The sequence below is a fragment of the Streptomyces sp. NPDC001204 genome, from assembly GCF_053598035.1.
The window spans coordinates 62,996-78,798 of the sequence record NZ_JBSFJL010000040.1 but is presented as its reverse complement, the minus strand read 5'-3'; the positions used below and the strand labels follow the sequence as shown (position 1 = coordinate 78,798).

The 15,803-nt window shown below is 68.4% G+C and carries 13 protein-coding genes and 1 pseudogene; 9 read left to right on the top strand and 5 right to left on the bottom strand.

Going from position 1 to position 15,803, the window contains the following annotated elements:
- The 5 genes and pseudogenes from ACWC91_RS36380 to ACWC91_RS36360 all read left to right on the top strand — a co-directional run.
- Window positions 1-84 (top strand): annotated as a pseudogene (locus ACWC91_RS36380) (transposase); the annotation flags it as partial.
- 406 nt (window positions 85-490) lie between these two features.
- Window positions 491-1,534, top strand: coding sequence for a peptidoglycan-binding domain-containing protein (locus ACWC91_RS36375; RefSeq protein ID WP_450640744.1), 1,044 nt, complete (start codon window positions 491-493; stop codon window positions 1,532-1,534).
- Between the two features lie 79 nt (window positions 1,535-1,613).
- Complete coding sequence (locus tag ACWC91_RS36370; RefSeq protein WP_450640742.1) at window positions 1,614-2,693, top strand: L,D-transpeptidase family protein; 1,080 nt, start codon at window positions 1,614-1,616, stop codon at window positions 2,691-2,693.
- A gap of 208 nt (window positions 2,694-2,901) precedes the next feature.
- Window positions 2,902-4,362 carry a VanZ family protein gene (locus tag ACWC91_RS36365; protein ID WP_450640741.1) on the top strand — a complete coding sequence of 487 codons (1,461 nt, stop codon included), beginning with the start codon at window positions 2,902-2,904 and terminating at the stop codon, window positions 4,360-4,362.
- A 433-nt stretch (window positions 4,363-4,795) separates the two neighbouring features.
- Window positions 4,796-5,020: a LexA family protein gene (locus ACWC91_RS36360; protein WP_450640739.1), complete on the top strand. Its 225-nt coding sequence runs from the start codon at window positions 4,796-4,798 to the stop codon at window positions 5,018-5,020.
- Between the two features lie 21 nt (window positions 5,021-5,041).
- On the opposite strand, the gene ACWC91_RS36355 is transcribed toward ACWC91_RS36360, so the two are convergent.
- Together ACWC91_RS36355 and ACWC91_RS36350 are read right to left on the bottom strand one after the other, a co-directional pair.
- Window positions 5,042-5,590 (bottom strand): hypothetical protein, encoded by a 549-nt coding sequence (locus ACWC91_RS36355; protein WP_450640737.1) that lies wholly within the window; start codon window positions 5,588-5,590, stop codon window positions 5,042-5,044.
- Between the two features lie 99 nt (window positions 5,591-5,689).
- Complete coding sequence (locus ACWC91_RS36350) at window positions 5,690-6,319, bottom strand: DUF4158 domain-containing protein (RefSeq protein ID WP_450640735.1); 630 nt, start codon at window positions 6,317-6,319, stop codon at window positions 5,690-5,692.
- A 338-nt stretch (window positions 6,320-6,657) separates the two neighbouring features.
- Between ACWC91_RS36350 and ACWC91_RS36345 the strand changes: the two genes are divergently transcribed.
- From ACWC91_RS36345 to ACWC91_RS36330, 4 genes are all read left to right on the top strand, one after another.
- Window positions 6,658-8,862 (top strand): hypothetical protein, encoded by a 2,205-nt coding sequence (locus tag ACWC91_RS36345; protein WP_450640733.1) that lies wholly within the window; start codon window positions 6,658-6,660, stop codon window positions 8,860-8,862.
- Window positions 8,819-9,388, top strand: coding sequence for a hypothetical protein (locus ACWC91_RS36340; protein WP_450640732.1), 570 nt, complete (start codon window positions 8,819-8,821; stop codon window positions 9,386-9,388). The genes ACWC91_RS36345 and ACWC91_RS36340 overlap by 44 nt, the downstream gene beginning before the upstream one ends.
- Window positions 9,389-9,701: 313 nt before the next feature.
- On the top strand, window positions 9,702-9,917 hold the full coding sequence (locus ACWC91_RS36335) for a hypothetical protein (protein ID WP_450726226.1): 216 nt from the start codon (window positions 9,702-9,704) through the stop codon (window positions 9,915-9,917).
- Window positions 9,918-10,123: 206 nt separating this feature from the next.
- Entirely contained in the window at window positions 10,124-10,312 is a 189-nt protein-coding gene (locus tag ACWC91_RS36330; RefSeq protein WP_450640729.1) for a hypothetical protein, read from the top strand.
- Here ACWC91_RS36330 and ACWC91_RS36325 read toward each other — a convergent pair.
- The 3 genes from ACWC91_RS36325 to ACWC91_RS36315 form a co-directional block, all read right to left on the bottom strand.
- Window positions 10,255-11,349 carry an integrase core domain-containing protein gene (locus tag ACWC91_RS36325; RefSeq protein ID WP_450640751.1) on the bottom strand — a complete coding sequence of 365 codons (1,095 nt, stop codon included), beginning with the start codon at window positions 11,347-11,349 and terminating at the stop codon, window positions 10,255-10,257. The two genes, ACWC91_RS36330 and ACWC91_RS36325, sit on opposite strands and share 58 nt — an antisense overlap.
- A 528-nt stretch (window positions 11,350-11,877) precedes the next feature.
- Entirely contained in the window at window positions 11,878-13,782 is a 1,905-nt protein-coding gene (locus ACWC91_RS36320) for a UvrD-helicase domain-containing protein (protein WP_450640727.1), read from the bottom strand.
- A complete protein-coding gene (locus ACWC91_RS36315; RefSeq protein WP_450640726.1) occupies window positions 13,779-15,659 on the bottom strand; it encodes an ATP-dependent nuclease in 1,881 nt (626 codons plus the stop codon). Before ACWC91_RS36315 ends, ACWC91_RS36320 begins: the two co-directional genes overlap by 4 nt.
- Window positions 15,660-15,803 lie beyond the last annotated feature (144 nt).

Sequence of the window (15,803 nt, the reverse complement as noted above, 5' to 3'; positions counted from 1 at the left end):
ATCCGCCGCTACATCATCTGGCGAAACAAGCACGCTGCCGACGAACGCCTCCGCAAGGTCGTCAACAGGGCGAACGTTGCCTGATGCGGCACTAGCCGTCTGGCAATCGAACAGCGCCAGACTCTCGTGCCTCCCACAGTGGTCGACATCTGCTGTCCAATCTCGTGAACAAAGCCACCGCCTCGCTCCCCGGCCCGGACGAGACACCGCCGGCGGGCCCCTCCCGGTAGCCGTCCTGACCTCTCCTCACTCCTTTCGCCCCACCGCGGACCACCGTTCCACCCACCCCTGTTTCCCCAGGTCAACACCCCTGTGGAACACCCCGGGGTGGTCACTGGAACAGGTGGAACGGCAGGAACGCGGGTCCGGCTACCAAAGGAACAGCGGTACGCCAACTCTTCACCTCGTCAGCGCCGCCCAGCAGGACGGCGAAGCACCCCACTCCTGGGCCGCAAGCGGACAGGCCGGGACACACGAACGAGGACAAGACATGCGTAAGAACGCCAGGAACCTTCTGCTCCAGGGCCTCGCGGCCGTGCTCCTGGCCGGCGGCGCGCTCGGTGCGGTGAACGCCACCGGCGACGAGGCCAACGCCTCGACGAAGCCGGGCCCCCGCAGCGGCTCCCACGCCACCCCGCTCAAGGACATGGCGTTCACCAGCGTGTGGCCGACGCTGCAGACCGGCTCCAGGGGCGCCGACGTCCTCACCGCCCAGCACCTGCTCGCCGCCCGCGGCTACGCCGTGACCCCCGACAACGTCTACGGGAAGAAGACCGCGGCCGCCGTCCGGCAGTTCCAGACCCGCGCCGGCCTGAAGGCCGACGGTGTCGTCGGGCCGAAGACCTGGAGCAAGCTGATCACCACCGTCCACCTCGGCTCTCGCGGCCCGGCCGTCAAGGCCGCCCAGGTCCAGCTCGGCGTGACCGCCGACGGCGTCTTCGGCAAGAACACGCGGACCGCGGTCAGGAACTTCCAGACCCGCGCCGGCCTGAAGGCCGACGGCGTCATCGGTCCGAAGACCTGGAACGCCCTGCTCACCACCTCCCCGGCGACCAAGCCCGCCCCCAGCACTCCCAAGCCGGCGGGCAACGCCGCCGCCCTGGCCGGTCAGGTTCTCAAGAACCGGGGGATCACGTTCGCCCGGGCACACTCGGACACCCGCCACTACGGCTCCACCGCCTACGCCAACATCGTCGACATGGCCGCCGGCCGAGGCGCGGCCACCAGCCCCAAAAGCCACGTCGGAGCCAAGCGCGTCCAGCTCGACCCCCGGATGCTCCGAGCCCTGATCACCCTGCACGACAGGTACGGATACCGGCTGAACATCTCCGAGTTCGTCGGCGGCGTACACAGCAAGAACTCCCGCCATTACCGCGGCCTTGCCTTCGACGCGAACGTGATCAACGGCAAGCACGTCGGCAAGGGCGCCCCTCACAAGGCTGTGATGAACCTCTGCTCCCAGCTCGGCGCCTCTGAGGTCCGCGGCCCCGGAGACCCCGACCACGACACCCACATCCACTGCGCCTGGAAGTAACCCGCCCACGCAGCCCCGCCGCGCCCTGCCAGGGCGCGGCCACCAATCCCGCACATCTTCAGATAAGGAACAAACAATCATGAAGCGCTCACCTCGCGCCCTGTGGACCGCCGCCGTCACCACACTGGCCGCCGCGGCCGTCACTGCCCTCGGCGCCGCCGCGGCCCCCGACACCGCCGCCGCCCGCCCCACCCAGGCCAAGGCCGGCACCAGCGTCACCGCCAACGTGCCGGTCCTCCGCATCGGCAGCAAAGGGCCCGCCGTCACCGCCCTCCAGTACCTCCTCACCGCCCGCGGCCACACCGTGGCCGCCGACGGCGTCTTCGGACACAAGACCGCGGACAAGGTGAAGGCCTTCCAGAGGAACAACCGCCTCACCGCGGACGGGGTCGTCGGCGCGAAGACCTGGAGCAAGCTGACCCGCACCGTCCGCCAGAACTCCAGCGGCCCCACCGTCAAGGCCGCACAACGCCTCCTCACCGCCCGAGGGCACGCCGTGGCCGCCGACGGCGTCTTCGGCAAGCGCACCGCCCTCGCCGTCAGGGCCTTCCAGAAGAGCCGGTCCCTCCCCGCCGACGCCATCGTGGGGCCGAAGACCTGGAACGCCCTGCTCACCACCTCCCCGGCCGCCCAGCCCGCCCCCAGGCCGTCGGCCCCCCGCGGCTACTCCCTGAAGTTCACCAAGAACCACAAGCACCCGATGTACTCGACCCTCTCCCTCGTCCGCGACGGCAAGGTGCTCAAGACCTACCGCGCCAACTCCGGCATGGGCAGCAAGGACACCTGTCTCCCCAATGAGGGCTGGCTGCCCAGCGGCACCTACAAGGTCAAGGGACATGAGACCAACCGCGGCGGGTGGAACTACAACCCCCGCGTGCAGATCCAGGGCTACGCCATCCAGCTCGAGGACAAGTACTGCTCGCCGGCCTCCGGCCGGAAGCCGGTCAAGCGCACCGCCCTGTTCATCCACAGCGAGATGCTCGCCGACGGCACCCAGGCCATCAACACTCCCAAGCAGGACGACTACTGGCGCTGGGACGGCGACTTCGACTACCAGTCCAACGGCTGCATCAAGCTCAAGCCGAACGACATCAAGGACCTCTTCAAGCGCCTCAACCAGGCTCACTGGCCCAAGAACCTGACCCTCCGGGTCGGGTGAGCGGCACGATCCTTCACCCCACACACCGTGGCCCCCGGCAGTACGCCGGGGGCCACGGCCTTGTACGAACCTCAGTTGCCCCACCACGTGGAGGCGACAGACAGACAACCCACCCGAGCTCAGGTGCCCTTCGCCGCGCGCGGAGGTCGGGCCCGCGGACTTGGGCGCCCACGCATCTCGGTTAGGCTTCCAGGCTCAGAATGATCAGGTGTTCGAGGCTCTGACCAGGCCGTCGGATATGACATCGGGGGGCAAGCACGTGTTCGACGCCGTCTTCGGGGACGACATATGGTTCCTGGCCGGGCTCACAGCCGTGGCCGCCGTCCTGGGGCTCCTCGCGTGGGACGTGGCGCGCCGGCGCCGTATCGACCACGCGGGCTGGTGGGCGCCGCTGGTGTTCTGTCTCACCGGAGTCCTTGGGGTCACGCTGGCGCTGCGCGGCGGCACGTCCGGACGTGCCGAGTGCGTGGTCAACCACGACCTCACCGAGCCGCTGTACACCACGCAGGGCCTGTGGAACCTGGCGATGTTCGTGCCGCTCGGCCTCTTCGGCGTGCTCGCCCTGCGTCGACCGCTGCCTGCGCTGGCCGGCGTCCTGGCACTGCCGGTCCTCATCGAACTCGCCCAGGCACTGGCCCCGTTCGTGAGCGGCATCTGCGACAGCGCCGACGTGGAGATGAACGCCGGCGGCGGTGCGCTGGGCGTGGCCGTGGGGCTCGTGCTGCTGCGCGGGCGCGTCGCCTGGCGGGCCTGGGCCGCGCCCACCGCGGCCGTGACCCTCGTCCTCGCCGTGCTCGGGGCGGCCGTCTGCCGGACCGCCGTCACCCTGAACCACATGGACGGCTCCACCGTGCGGGACGCCCACGGTGACGAGCGCTTGGCCGCCGAGCGGGCCGTACACCAGGCCTTCGGCGACCGCTACCGGGTCGGCGCCGTCACGATCAGCCCCGGCCTCGACGGCTACAACGGCTGGATGAACATCCAGTTCGCGGGCGGGCGCCCTGCGGAGCTGATGTGGCCCGGAGGACGCCGGCTGATCGTGGACTTCGGGAACACCGCGGGTATGGGACGCATGGAGAAGGTCGGTTACACGGTGCCGGGCGCCGGCACGCCCCACGGCACCGCCGACGCCTACCGCATTGCCCGCACCTACATGCGCGCCCACTACGCCTGGGCCGAGTCGGCGCCCTGGCACGCCACCCGAGCGGTCCACGACAGCGCCGGCTCCGGCTGGGGTGACCTCCTGGCGGTTCAAGGAGCGGGGCGCGGAGATGCCCCGCAGCCTCGACGTAAGGATCAACCCCGCCGGACGCGTGTACGGGATGCAGGTCGACCTCGGCCCCACGCATGTGACCCTCCCCGCCAAGCTGATCTCGGCACAGCGGGCCGAGGAGATCGTCCGCGAGGAGCGGAAGAAGAACCATGCCGACACGGCCGGGCTGCGGATCGAGGCCGGTCCGCTCACCACCAAGCGGACCATGGGTCATACGGGTCCGTGGCGCGCGGTGTGGTCGGTGGTCGTCACCGACACCCGGTGCACACCCGACGCGGACGGAGACGGCTGCCAACCGATGACGGAGTCGTTGGACGCGGCCACGGGCGAAAGCGCGGGCTGAGGGGGAGCGCAAGCGCGCCGGCGAGTCCATCGAGCAGATCCAGTCCGACCTGATCATCCAGGACGGATGTCTGGCGCCAGCGGCCGCGACGACCACCCCGCATTTCGGTCTGAGCCACGAGCGCCTTGCGGCAGCGCCGACATGGACCTGATCCAGTTCGAGCCCGCGACTACCATGATTGTCCTCCCACTGGTCGACCACCTGTGGCGAACCCGCGGCGGGTGCTACCGCCGCGTATCGGTTCCGACAGCGTCCACATGGATCAGGCTCTCAACGCGGCCCGCCCTGGCGTCGACCGCCTGACCCGGGTCGTGGTGCACCTCGGCTGAGCGCCGCGCCCACCTCGTCGCCAATTGGCGACTGCCCTGCGGCGAGTTCGCCGGACCGGTCACCACGGCGGCGGCGCGCTGAGCGGAGCGCCAACGACGGGGCGGCAACATCGCGGCAACAGCTGCTCCCCCGCAGTCCACGGTGGCGGGGGCAGCGGTGAACTGGCGCCCGGAGCACCTGACCGAGCGGGAGGAGGAGATCCTGCGCTGTATCCGGTGGTGGATCGAGGACAAGGGCGAGGGTCCGTCGGTGCGGCAGCTCGCCCACGCCGTCGGGATGCGCAGCACGGCCTCGGTCGCCTACCACCTGGCCAACCTGGAACGGTCGGGCGCGCTGATACGCGACGGCCGGGGCTGGAACACCTGCCGCCTGGGCCACTAACCGGCACTGCCAGGTCTGGGCTCAACTGGCCGCCCAGCGCTCTGACCAGCTGTGGTCGGGCCTGTGGTCGGGGTGGTGCGCAGCTGCTGCACCGCGGTGGGCAGGGGCTGCATGGGGCGTGTCCGGGCCCGGGGAGTGGTTCCAGCTGACGGTGCTGCCGGGGGCCTGGACGGGGTGCCACACGGGCTCGGCAGGGCCGCCCTGCAGTACCTCGACCAGCGGCGCCATCAGCACGGGGACGTTGCGCAGGAAGCCGGCCAGTGCCGGGTCCGCGGCGGCCGCGCGCAGAGCCCTGATACGCGTCTCAATGCCGGTGGGGCCGGTGCCGTCCAGGACGAACAGCAGCCGGGGGAAGAGTGGGTAGTGTCGCTTCCACTCCTCCTGCACTGGTTCCTGGCTGGCCTGTCGGTGCCGCCTGCCGGGCGCGGGTGCGGGCATGTAGTCGTAGAGGCGGGCGTAGGCGGTGAGTTTCGCGGCCAGGCGTTCGGGTCCCATGGTGGCCCGGTCGACCTCGACGAACGCCCGCAGCATCGCCCCCTCGCCGCCCTCACGGCCGCGCCGGTAGAACATGAGGGCGTCCGGGATGACCGCCTCGCTGCTCCCGGTGGGGGGTAGACCTCGGGGATCCAGTCCAGCGGCCGGCACAGCTCGCCGCGGCGCCGCGCGTCCTTAAGGAAGGCGAGTCCGGTCTCGGTCACCGTCAGCGCGTGCCCGACCCGCAGCCGCGCAGCGGTCCGGTCCGACACCGTCTTCGACGGCCGCCGTCCCCGCAGCTCCGGCCACTCGCAGGCGACCTGCACGCCGTACTGGGTGGGGAACCACACCCTTGTCCGTCCGGCCTGCGGCAGAGTGATCCGGTCGAGAACGAACCGCGGCCACCATCCGGGCCAGCGTCGTCACGCCGGGCAGCAGCACCCGGTTGCTCACCAGCCACACCACCGCCCGGTCGAACAGGGCCCGCGGTCCCTCCAGCGACGACCACACTCGCGCCGCCAGGAACTCCCGCAGCTCCGCCTCACCCGCGGCGAAGTCCCGGTAGCCGTACTCGTCGCGGATCTCCCACGCGTGCTCGTAGGCCGTCTGCGAACGCGTCCCGTACTCGGCGAAGTGCTCCTCGTCGATACCGAGCTGCTCGGCGACGAACCGCACCACGGAGGCCGGGACCGCCGTGGGGTCCTCGGTCAGGAAGGCGCCGAGCATCCGCACCGTGCCCAGGTCGGCTCGATGAGGGTGTTTACGCCTTTGCCCTGCAGCGCTTTGAGCGGAATATGAGGTTCCAATGAGGCGGGTATCAGTCATTCCGCTTGTGGTGCGCGCTTCCGTTGGTGCGGGTCAGTCCCAAATTTCCCTCGGCCGCGAAATCAATAGAGCTGTATGTCCGCTTTGCTTATCTCGAGTGTTTTCGGCCGTGCGGTCAGCATGATCTAGTAGGGGGGCAAACACAGGGTTACTGTCCTGCTGCCACCGGAACCGATCCGGGGGCGCGGGCGCCACCTGACGCACTCGGTTTCCAGGCCATCAGTGTGCGTCGGAGACAGCGCCCGCACCGACTTACCCGAAGGACCACGATAGTGAATCGTCGGCACCGAAAAAAGCCCCCATCCTCCTCCCGCCGCGTCACCGTGCACACGGTGTGCGTGACGGCGCTCCTCGCCGGCAGCATCGCCGTGCCGACCGCCCTCTCGGCACCCACGGCGCAGGCCGCCGAAGCGTGCAGGAGCGGCATCCCGACATATGTACATGACGTCACCGGCGAGTCAGGCGTGCTGCGGAAGTACCTGGACTGGGACCCTCTGACCGGCAACGCCAAAGGCGCGCTCCTCGACACGGGGGAAACGGCCCCTCTTGAGACGTACAGCGAGTTCTTCACCGGCGGTCGCGGCATCATCTACGTGAAAACGCCTGAAGGTGCGCTGAAAACGTACAAGGACAACTCCGCCACCGGTGGAAACATGCTGACCCCTGTGCGGGATTACGGGGGCAACTGGAATGCGTACGAGCGCATGTGGTCCACCGGTGACAACCGGATCTTCGCTCTGCATCAGGATGGTGCGCTGGAGGTCTACGCCGTCGCCAACCCGTCGTCCGGGTCCGGGGCCATCACGAAGGTCAGGACTGTTCCCCGCACCGATCCGGCCGTCGCCGCGATCGCACAGGCCGATGACGTGTGGTCCGCGGGGCAGGTCGTCTACACGCTGAAGCGCGGTGTGGCCGACCGGTACGGCGAGGTGAAGGCGTGGCGCTACTCCGACAGTGGATCCGGATCACCTTTCCCCAACGGATCCACCACTGTCATCACGACCGTCGGCACCAAGACCATGCGCGGGTGGAGCCCCGGTCCGGGCACCATCTACACGGTGGGAGACAACCCCGACTACACCGGGATCGCCACGAGCTACACCGGGACGGCGATCATGGACATCGCCAATCCCGACGTGGGCGCCGGTATATACGGTGATGTGCACGCCGACATCGCCTCCTGCCTGGCGAGCCCCTCCCCTGACATCAAGCCTTCTGCCAGACCTCTGCCCCCGGAGACGGAAACCCCGCCCAAAGCGGTGACCGACGGATCTCCCGACCCGTCACCCCAGAATCCCACCCGGTTCTCCGGTGAGTTCGTTCTGGGCGACGGAAGACCTGCCGCAGGGCTGCCGGTCAGGGTCGAGGCCGTCGACGTCACGAGTGACAGCGACGACGAGGTGCAGCTGGTCACGCTGGGCACCACCGTGACGGCACCGGACGGCACCTGGACGGTGCCCCTGCCGGCAACACTGCCCGAAAGCGTGAAGAGGGCCGCCGCCGACAACGGGGGCATCATCAACGCCATGGCCAGTGTCAACGGCAAGACGTCCTCGGGTCACATGATGCGCGGCACTCACATGGTGACCGCCGCTCCGGCGACAGCTCCGGCGACGGCCCGCGCGCTCGTGGCGGCCGCCGCGGAAGGCGGCAGTGAGCCCTCCAAGATGCGTCCTGTCACTGATGACATGCTCAAGGAACAGGCTCAGCCGACCGTCGCACAGACAAACCTGAGCTGGGCCTCGAGGGACGAGCAGGTCTCGGTCGACACGCTCGGAGACAAGCCGCTGCCCGAATACCAGAGCGATACCGTACGGGAACCGCAGGGGGATCCCTACGTCGTTGACGGTGTTGACACCAAGTCTCTGGTCGTCACGCCCATGGACGGTGGTTGCGACAAGACCAGCGAGACGGTCATCGGCACGCAGATCAAGTACACGACCATCGCCGAGGGCCACGCGTACTGGGACGCGAAGGCGACCGTGGACTACGACTCCAAGCTGTCCTCGAGTGTGGAGGTCGCGGTCAAGACCGGAACCACATGGACGATCGAAGGCTCCGTGACGCTCGGCTCGGCCATGTCCACCACCACCGGCTACGCGAACAAGGGGCCATACTTCGCCAAGCAGTGGAAGGTCCCGATCGAGTACAAGAAGATCAGGGAGAAGTGGACCTGCAACTACGGGCGTACCACGTACTACCGTTACAAGATCATGGGCAGCAAGTACAAGGTTCCTTTCGGTGGGGCCGTCGGCAAATACGGCAAGGACGTGAGGAACAGGGACGGCGACGTCCCTTACAGCAAATCACCCAAGACGCACCGCGCCTGGGTGCCACGGGGAGCCTACTTCCAGATCTCCAAGAACCGCAGCACCAAATGGTCCGGGGCGGTCAGCGCGTACGGCATCAAGCTGGGAGGGTCCACCCAGTACGACCGGGACCACAAGCAGCGAATAACAGCTGGAGACAAGAACGCGCGGCATGACATCTGGGGAAAGAATGACCGAGTTGACGGCAAGCCCGGCGTCTTCTACTCGTACTAGGGCGCTTGCCTTCCTCGCCGCCTTCATGCTGGCCGGATGCTCGCCGGCGCAGGAGGCCGGACAGGCAGAACCAGGAAGCGCCCTCGCGACCGACGGTGCCCAGTCGAGTGGCACCGTCGGCCACGATCACACCCGTGTGGGGGAGATCTGGTACTTCGCCCTCCCGGTGCCGTACAACACCTCCTCGGAGCCCATCGAGATAACGAAGGTCGCTGTCGTGCACATCCCTTCCGGCATCAAGGTCCTGGAGTACGGCGCGTACGACCTGAACGACACCGATGGTCTCCCGCTTCTGGCCAAGGAAGGCGAGACGTACACGCCTGAATTCGCGAAGCTGAAGAACTACGCAGCACAGCCCGTCAAGGTTCCGGCCGGGAAAGAAAGCACCATCTTCTACCTGGCCAAAATGAAAATCACCGCACCACCGAAAGAGACAGCGCGTAAGTGCCGCTTCGAATATGAGCAGGGTGGTCGGGCGTACATCCAGACGCTGGACTGCGAGCTCGAGCTCGAAGTTGCCGAGTAGGAGTTTTCGCGGGACGCATCTGCTTGGCCAGGCCGGTGGGCTGGGCCCCCTCCGCAGGACACGGGAGCCCAGCCCACCCCCTCCCCCAATCGCAAAACTCTCGCCCAGCCTGCGGCAGTCGAGCGACAGCCGCTCGGTTTCTGTCCGCGCCAACGGAGGAAAAATGAGACGTTTTCACATGACTGCGCTGGTCGCGTCGGTATGCCTCTCCGTCGCCACCCTTGCTGCCGCGAGTACCACCGCAGCAGCGCAGCCCGACGCAGCCCAGTGCGGCCGGCTCGCTTACGGGACCCAGACCGGGCTCAGTGGCAGCTTGAACAAGTGCACTTGGGACGACGGTCGCATCCGAGTATTCGGCACCATGCGCGACACCACGCCCAGCGACGGCGCCACAAGTCTCACCGTACGGATCGGGTTGTACTTCCGTGAGTGGCTCGTCTGCGCCAGCGACACCCCGATCGACACCGACTACCAGGACGGCGTCGGCGTCGGCTTGATAGTCCGGGCGGTCAGCGCGGACCGCTGCTGAACGAAATCCCCGATCCCCCGGGGAAGAGTATGTGTCCGTCCGTCGGTCACGGGTGAGCATGTGCACCTGGGCCCGCCGGGGTGCTTATGCAGCTGGGCGACCCAGCCGGGCGCCGTGGACGGGCGTAGCGTGCGCGAGCTGGTCGTCGGTGGGACGGCGAACCGGTCCTCACCGCCGGCGACACCCTCGACGCGGCGACCGGCACGGTGACCCGCGTCTACCCGTGGGCGACGGACAAGCCGTCCGCCATCACCTGCTACCTCACGGACGCCGAATGGCTGCTGGAGGACCTGGGGCGCGCCCATGACGTGTTCTCACTGCCGCTGGACAAGGCCACCTACCGGGTGCGCTCCGACGGGCAGGTCCTCGACCTGCGGGTGCCGAGACGTCGATAGACTTCGAGGTGGTCGACTCGGTCCGGCTCGGTGATTGGTTCGGGGACTGGCCGAAGCGGCGCCGCGCTGTGCAGGGCGCGGTGAGGCCGATGCCCGTTATAGAAAGACTCGAACTCGCGAAGCGCGTGCAGCAGATGGGACTGGTTCCAGATCAAGGTACGGTCGAGAAGTTCGTGTCTGCAGGTCTGCACCCAACGTTCCATGATCGAGTTCATCCGGGGAATGCGGATGCCGGTGGTGACGACCTCGATGCCCTCGGCGGCGAAGACGGCGTCGAACGCGCGGGTGTACTTGCTGTCGCGGTCCCTGATCAGGTGCGTGACCGTGGCGCCGGCATCCTGAAGGCCCATCACCATATTCCTCCCGGCCTGGATGACCCAGGTCGCGGTGGGGTGGGTGGTCACGCCGAGGATGCGGACGCGGCGGTTGGCGTGCTCGATGACGGCGAAGACGTACACGCTCGCGCCGTTCACGGTGGTGGCGGTGAAGAAGTCGCAAGCCAGGATCGCGTGTGCCTGGCTACGCAGGAACGTGGCCCAGGTCTGGCGGTCGCGTTCGGGCGCGGGCTCGATCCCGTGCGCCCGCAGAATCTCCCACACGGTGGAGGGCGCAACCTTGATGCCGAGGACGGCGAGTTCGCCGTGGATGCGCCGGTAGCCCCAGCCTGCGTTCTCGCGGGCCAGGCGCAGGACGAGAGCCTGGATGGCGCGGCGGGTCGGCGGTCTGCCGGACCGCTTGCGGCGGGAGGCGTCGGCGTGGCGGCGGCGCATGAGATCGCGGTGCCACCTCAGGATCGTGTCCGGCGAGACGATCAGGTGCAGCTGCCGCAGCTTGGGCCTGGGAAGCCGGTGCAGGAGCGCGGCAAGGAAGGCACGGTCCGCTGCGTTGACGTGCGCCCTGTCGATTTGCCGCTGCAGGACGGCCAACTGGTGGCGCAGCGTCAATATCTCGATGTCCTTGTCAACATCGCTCATCGGAAGCAGCCGCATGAAGGCGAACACGCTCGACACGGCGAGGTAGGGCAGTCGCAGCAGCACGATCCAGCAGCCTGACACGCCCATTCGGCGAACGTTGGCCACTCACGAGAACACGCAGTTCAACGGCTATGGATGGGGTTTTCGGCACCGGCAGGGATACCCCGCTCACGGAACAGGTACTCGCCTGGCTGATCACCTCTCAGGGCCGGGCAACGGCCATCACGATGGACGCGCACGGGCATGTTGACGATGCCGACAGTGCCGACGCCTTCATCCCGCCGGGCCGAGGAGCTGGGTCAGGATTGAGCTCCCGGATCAGGCGACTCCGTCTCACGCTCGATGGTTTGGGGACGGTTCTTCAGCCAGTAGCTGGGACCGTTGATGGCGACCCGTCCGGCCCGTGGGTGTCCTGCTTTCTGGTCGTCGAGCACCGGGCGCTCGCAGGCGCGTGCTGCGCGCGCCGGAGTCTTCATCCTCACGCCGCTGCCGGGGTACGGGGACCCGCCAACCAGCGGGCCCAACCCGCAAGGTGATGGAGACGCCCTCCAGCCAGCGGGCGGGACGGTTCCGCCGGGACGGATGCAGGGGTCAGCGCTCGGTGAGGTCCCGGACGTCCCAGCCCGCATCGATCATCACCTCCGCGTACCGCTTGCCGCGGTCGCGGTGGGCGGCGAGCACCAGCAGGTGGGTGGGGCGCGTCGCCCCGACGAAGACGAGCTGCACAGCGGCCTGGACACTCTTCAGCTCCCGCTGGGGGTCGCTCCCCTCCGCGACCATGCGGAGCGCCTCGGTCACGTCGAACTTCTTGCCGTTCTTCTCAAGGCACTCCAGGATCAGCGTCGCCGCATGGGTCTCGCCCTTCGCGCTCTGAATGGTCCCGGGTACGGCCCGCACCGCCGGCACTGCGGCGGAGCTCCTGGGGACGCCGCCCGCTGCTGCGGCCGCCTCGGCCGCGGGGGTGAACTCCAGGCCGACGGCCTTCAGCGGCCGGTCGGCGAGCAGCTTCATCTGGACGGTCAGCTGCTCGGTGATCATGTCCCAGCCCGCCTCGTCGAACGCGGCTCCGTGGACGAGGAGTTCGCGCAGCAGGATCCGCACCCTGCCGCCGGGGGTCGCCGCAGACCTCTCAAGGCGGCCCAGCGCCGGTAGCCCTTCGCCGGACAGGGGCGTGAAGGACGCGCGCAGGGCGTTCCACAACTCGATGGCCGCTTCGTGGCTGTCCGCGCCGGACCTCCACTGGGTCCCTGCCGCGCGGGCCGCGTCGATCAGGGCGCGGTGGGCCGTCGGGCGGCCGGGCGGGGTGTAGCCGGGCACGTAGCAGGAGATCGACTGCGGGTAAGCCTGGGAGCCTCCCCGGCCCTGCCGCGCGCCCAGCACACGCGGCGGACGCCTGAGGAGGACGTCCTCGGGGACGATCACGGCGGCCATGCGTTCGAAGGTCGGCACGACGTCGGTCGCTGTGGCCTCGTCGAACAGCAATACCGCCACCTGGCCCTCGGGACCGGCTCCGTGGACTTGCTGGGGGCGCCGGACGGCCAGGCGGCTGGCCACTGCTGCGATCTGCGGTCCGAAGCGGCGGCTAACTGGCAGCTCCGCGGCGCCGGACAGCGGGAACGCCGAGGCGGGTCCGCTCATGGCGCCGGCGTCACTATAGATGCCCTGGTTGGTGTCGCCTACCCGCTGCACCACGGTGGGCGAGGAGGCGAAGACGAGGTCCAGCAGTTCGTGCTGGGTGGCGCTGGTGTCCTGCATCTCGTCGAGGAGAACGAACGGGAAGCGCGCGGAGACGGCCCGGACGATGCCGGGGTGCTCGGTGAGGTACTGCTGGGCGATGGCGTACATGTCCTGGTAGCGGAAGACGCCTCGGCGGGCCAGAGTCCACTTGAGGCTGGACAACTGCTTGCCGCTGATTGTCTCGGCGCGGAAGGGGGGTTCCCTGGTCGCGCCGGTGACCACGAGTTCGCCGTCCTTGTAGGTGAACGTCGCCCCGGTGACGATGCCGGTGCCGTCGCGCTGGCGTTCCACGTAGCTGCGTAGGGCGGAGTAGTTGGGGTGTTGCAGGAGCCGGATTGCTGCGGTCTCGAAGGCCGCGTCGTCGACGGACCGGACCTCGACGCCCTTGGCCCGCACGGCCGGCAGCGCGAGGAAGGTGTGCACGAAGGACTGGATGGTGCCGATGAAGTGCGGGTAGCGCAGCAGGCGCCGCCCCGCAGCAAGGGAGGCCACCCGGTCAGCGATCTCGTTCTTGGCCGTGTTGGTGTGGGACAGCACGCACACCCCGCACGTCACGGAGGTCCATGCGTCGGCCATGAGCGCGAGCTTGAGCCCGATCAAGGTGGTCTTGCCCGACCCCGGGGCGGCCTGGAGGTCCTGTGTGGTCTCGCTCTGCAGGAAGTCCCACTGCTCGGCGTCGAGCGGGTCGAGTCCGAGGAGCTTCACCATGGCCTCCACTTTGTGCGTGGCGAAGGCATCGGGCAGGTAGGTGCCGGTCACGGGGCCACCTCGCCGCACAGGTGCTTGAAGGCGTCGACTAGATAAAGTGGGACGTCGCTCTCCGTGAGCGAGGTGGAGGCGAGGAGCTGCGCGGCGAACTGCGCGGTGATCGACTTGCTGGCGCTGTTGAGCTTGAGCGGCCTGTAGATCTTCAGAGCAGCCTGTTCCAGAGTGAGGTCCTGGTCTTCCCACTCGTCGACGTCCTTGTCGGCCCGTGCAATGACCTGATCGGTCTTGGCGGCGTCCGGCCAGGACCGTTCTGCAACGGATGCGAGCTTGACCGCGCGGTGCATCAGCCTGGCCATGGTCCAGGAGGTGACGGCGAGGTCGTACTCCAGCGTCCACCAGTTCGACACGAAGGTCTTCACTGGCCCGTCGTCGTCGCTGGCGAGGTCCGCGACGTGCGCGGCGATCTCCTGCTCCGTCATCTCGTCCCAGCACTTCAGGCCGCCGCGCATCTCCTCCGAGGTGTCGGCGGGGACGAGGTCGCGGTCGCGGATGCAGGCGACGGGGACGGGGATCTGCTCGCCGGAGCGCTGGAAGACGCGGCTGTACCGGAACAGGCCGACGTGGCCGACGTTGACCACGCTGACGCCGTGCTCGTTGAAGGGCATGCCCAGGGCAGCGGCAAGAGCGGGCAGGAAGATCGCCTCGGCGTCGCCCTCGACCATCGCCAGGCCCCGGGCGAAGAACATGTTGGCCTTGGTGACGTCCAGGAACCGGGTCAGGAACGCGTAGTCTTCGCCGGTCAGGCGCGTGATACCGCGCCGCAGCGGGAAGGTGCGGCCCCGGACGACGAGGGTCAGGCACTCGACGGACGTCGATGAGGCGAGGTTGGGGCTGTGGGTGGTGAGGATGACCTGGACCGGGGCCCTGCCATCTTCCTGCGGCCCCTGGGCCTTGTCGCGGAGCAGGTCCATGATCCGGGTCTGGAGCTGGGGGTGGAGGTGCGCCTCGGGCTCCTCGATCAGCAGCAGGGGTGCCAGTTCGCTTTTGCCCAGCAGGAGGAGCTCCGCGGCCATGAACAAGGCATTGTTGTAGCCGAGCCCGCGGCGTGTCCACTCATCGGACTCAGCGAAGAGGTTCAGTTCGAGCCGTTCCAGCGCGCGGGCCAGCGTCGCGTCGGTGGCGACGCTGATCTTGGCGCGCAGGACGTCGTCGCCGATGGCGAACCGCTGCAGGTAAGCCGAGTTGATGTCCTGGCTCACATCAGAGACGGCATCGTTGCATCGGATGTCGTGCTCGGCGCGGCGCAGGATCCCCACCAGAGTGGACGGAGGGTCGTCGCCCTCGGGGTCGTAGTCATCGATACCCTGGTCCTTCATCGCCGGGTAGCCGGCGAGGATCTGGGACAGCCGTGATCCGCGGCCCGAGCGCAGTTCCGCCTCCGCGTCGCGAAGGGGGCGTAGGTAGGTGGCGCGCAGGAGTTCGCGTGCGGCGCCGTCCAGGGCGGGGCCGTTGCCGTCCGGTCCGGTCCGGGTGGTGACCGAGACCCGGTTCCGGACCGGGTCCATCCGCTGGGCCTTGAACGTCACGCAAAGCCAGGCGGCGCCGCCGCGGTCGTGGGTGAGCAGTTCCAGGAAGACCGCCTGCTCCTCGGTCGACAGGGCGGTGAACCCGCACACAATGGTGAAGGTCTCCGTCCGCCCGTCCTTCCCGAGGTGGAAGTCGTCCTGGGAGACCCGGTAGTAGTCCGTCGCCGCGGTCTGCAGGCACAGCCGGATCGCGTCGATGATCGCCGTCTTCCCGCTGTCGTTCTCGCCGACGAGCACGTTCGTCCCGGCCGTGAACGACAGGTCCAGCGACGCGTCCGTCTCGCCCTCGCTCTGGGCCGCAGCTCCGAAGACCCGGAAGTTCTCGACCCGAAGATGCGCCAAGTACACAGATTCCCCCGCCGACGGGGCCGCGGCGCCCTCTTCTCCGGGAAGGAGTCCCCCGGGCTGCGCGGCCCGTGATCGATATTTTCGAGATCCTATGCTCTCCGGGGTCGCCGCCCGGGGGAATCCGGCAGATTGCGGGAG

Coding starts and splice junctions, on each gene's coding strand:
- ACWC91_RS36350 (WP_450640735.1), bottom strand. CDS start 6,319: ATGACTGATACCCGCCTCATTGGAACCTCATATTCCGCTCAAAGCGCT.
- ACWC91_RS36370 (WP_450640742.1), top strand. CDS start 1,614: ATGAAGCGCTCACCTCGCGCCCTGTGGACCGCCGCCGTCACCACACTG.
- ACWC91_RS36375 (WP_450640744.1), top strand. CDS start 491: ATGCGTAAGAACGCCAGGAACCTTCTGCTCCAGGGCCTCGCGGCCGTG.
- ACWC91_RS36355 (WP_450640737.1), bottom strand. CDS start 5,590: ATGTTCTACCGGCGCGGCCGTGAGGGCGGCGAGGGGGCGATGCTGCGG.
- ACWC91_RS36340 (WP_450640732.1), top strand. CDS start 8,819: ATGACCGAGTTGACGGCAAGCCCGGCGTCTTCTACTCGTACTAGGGCG.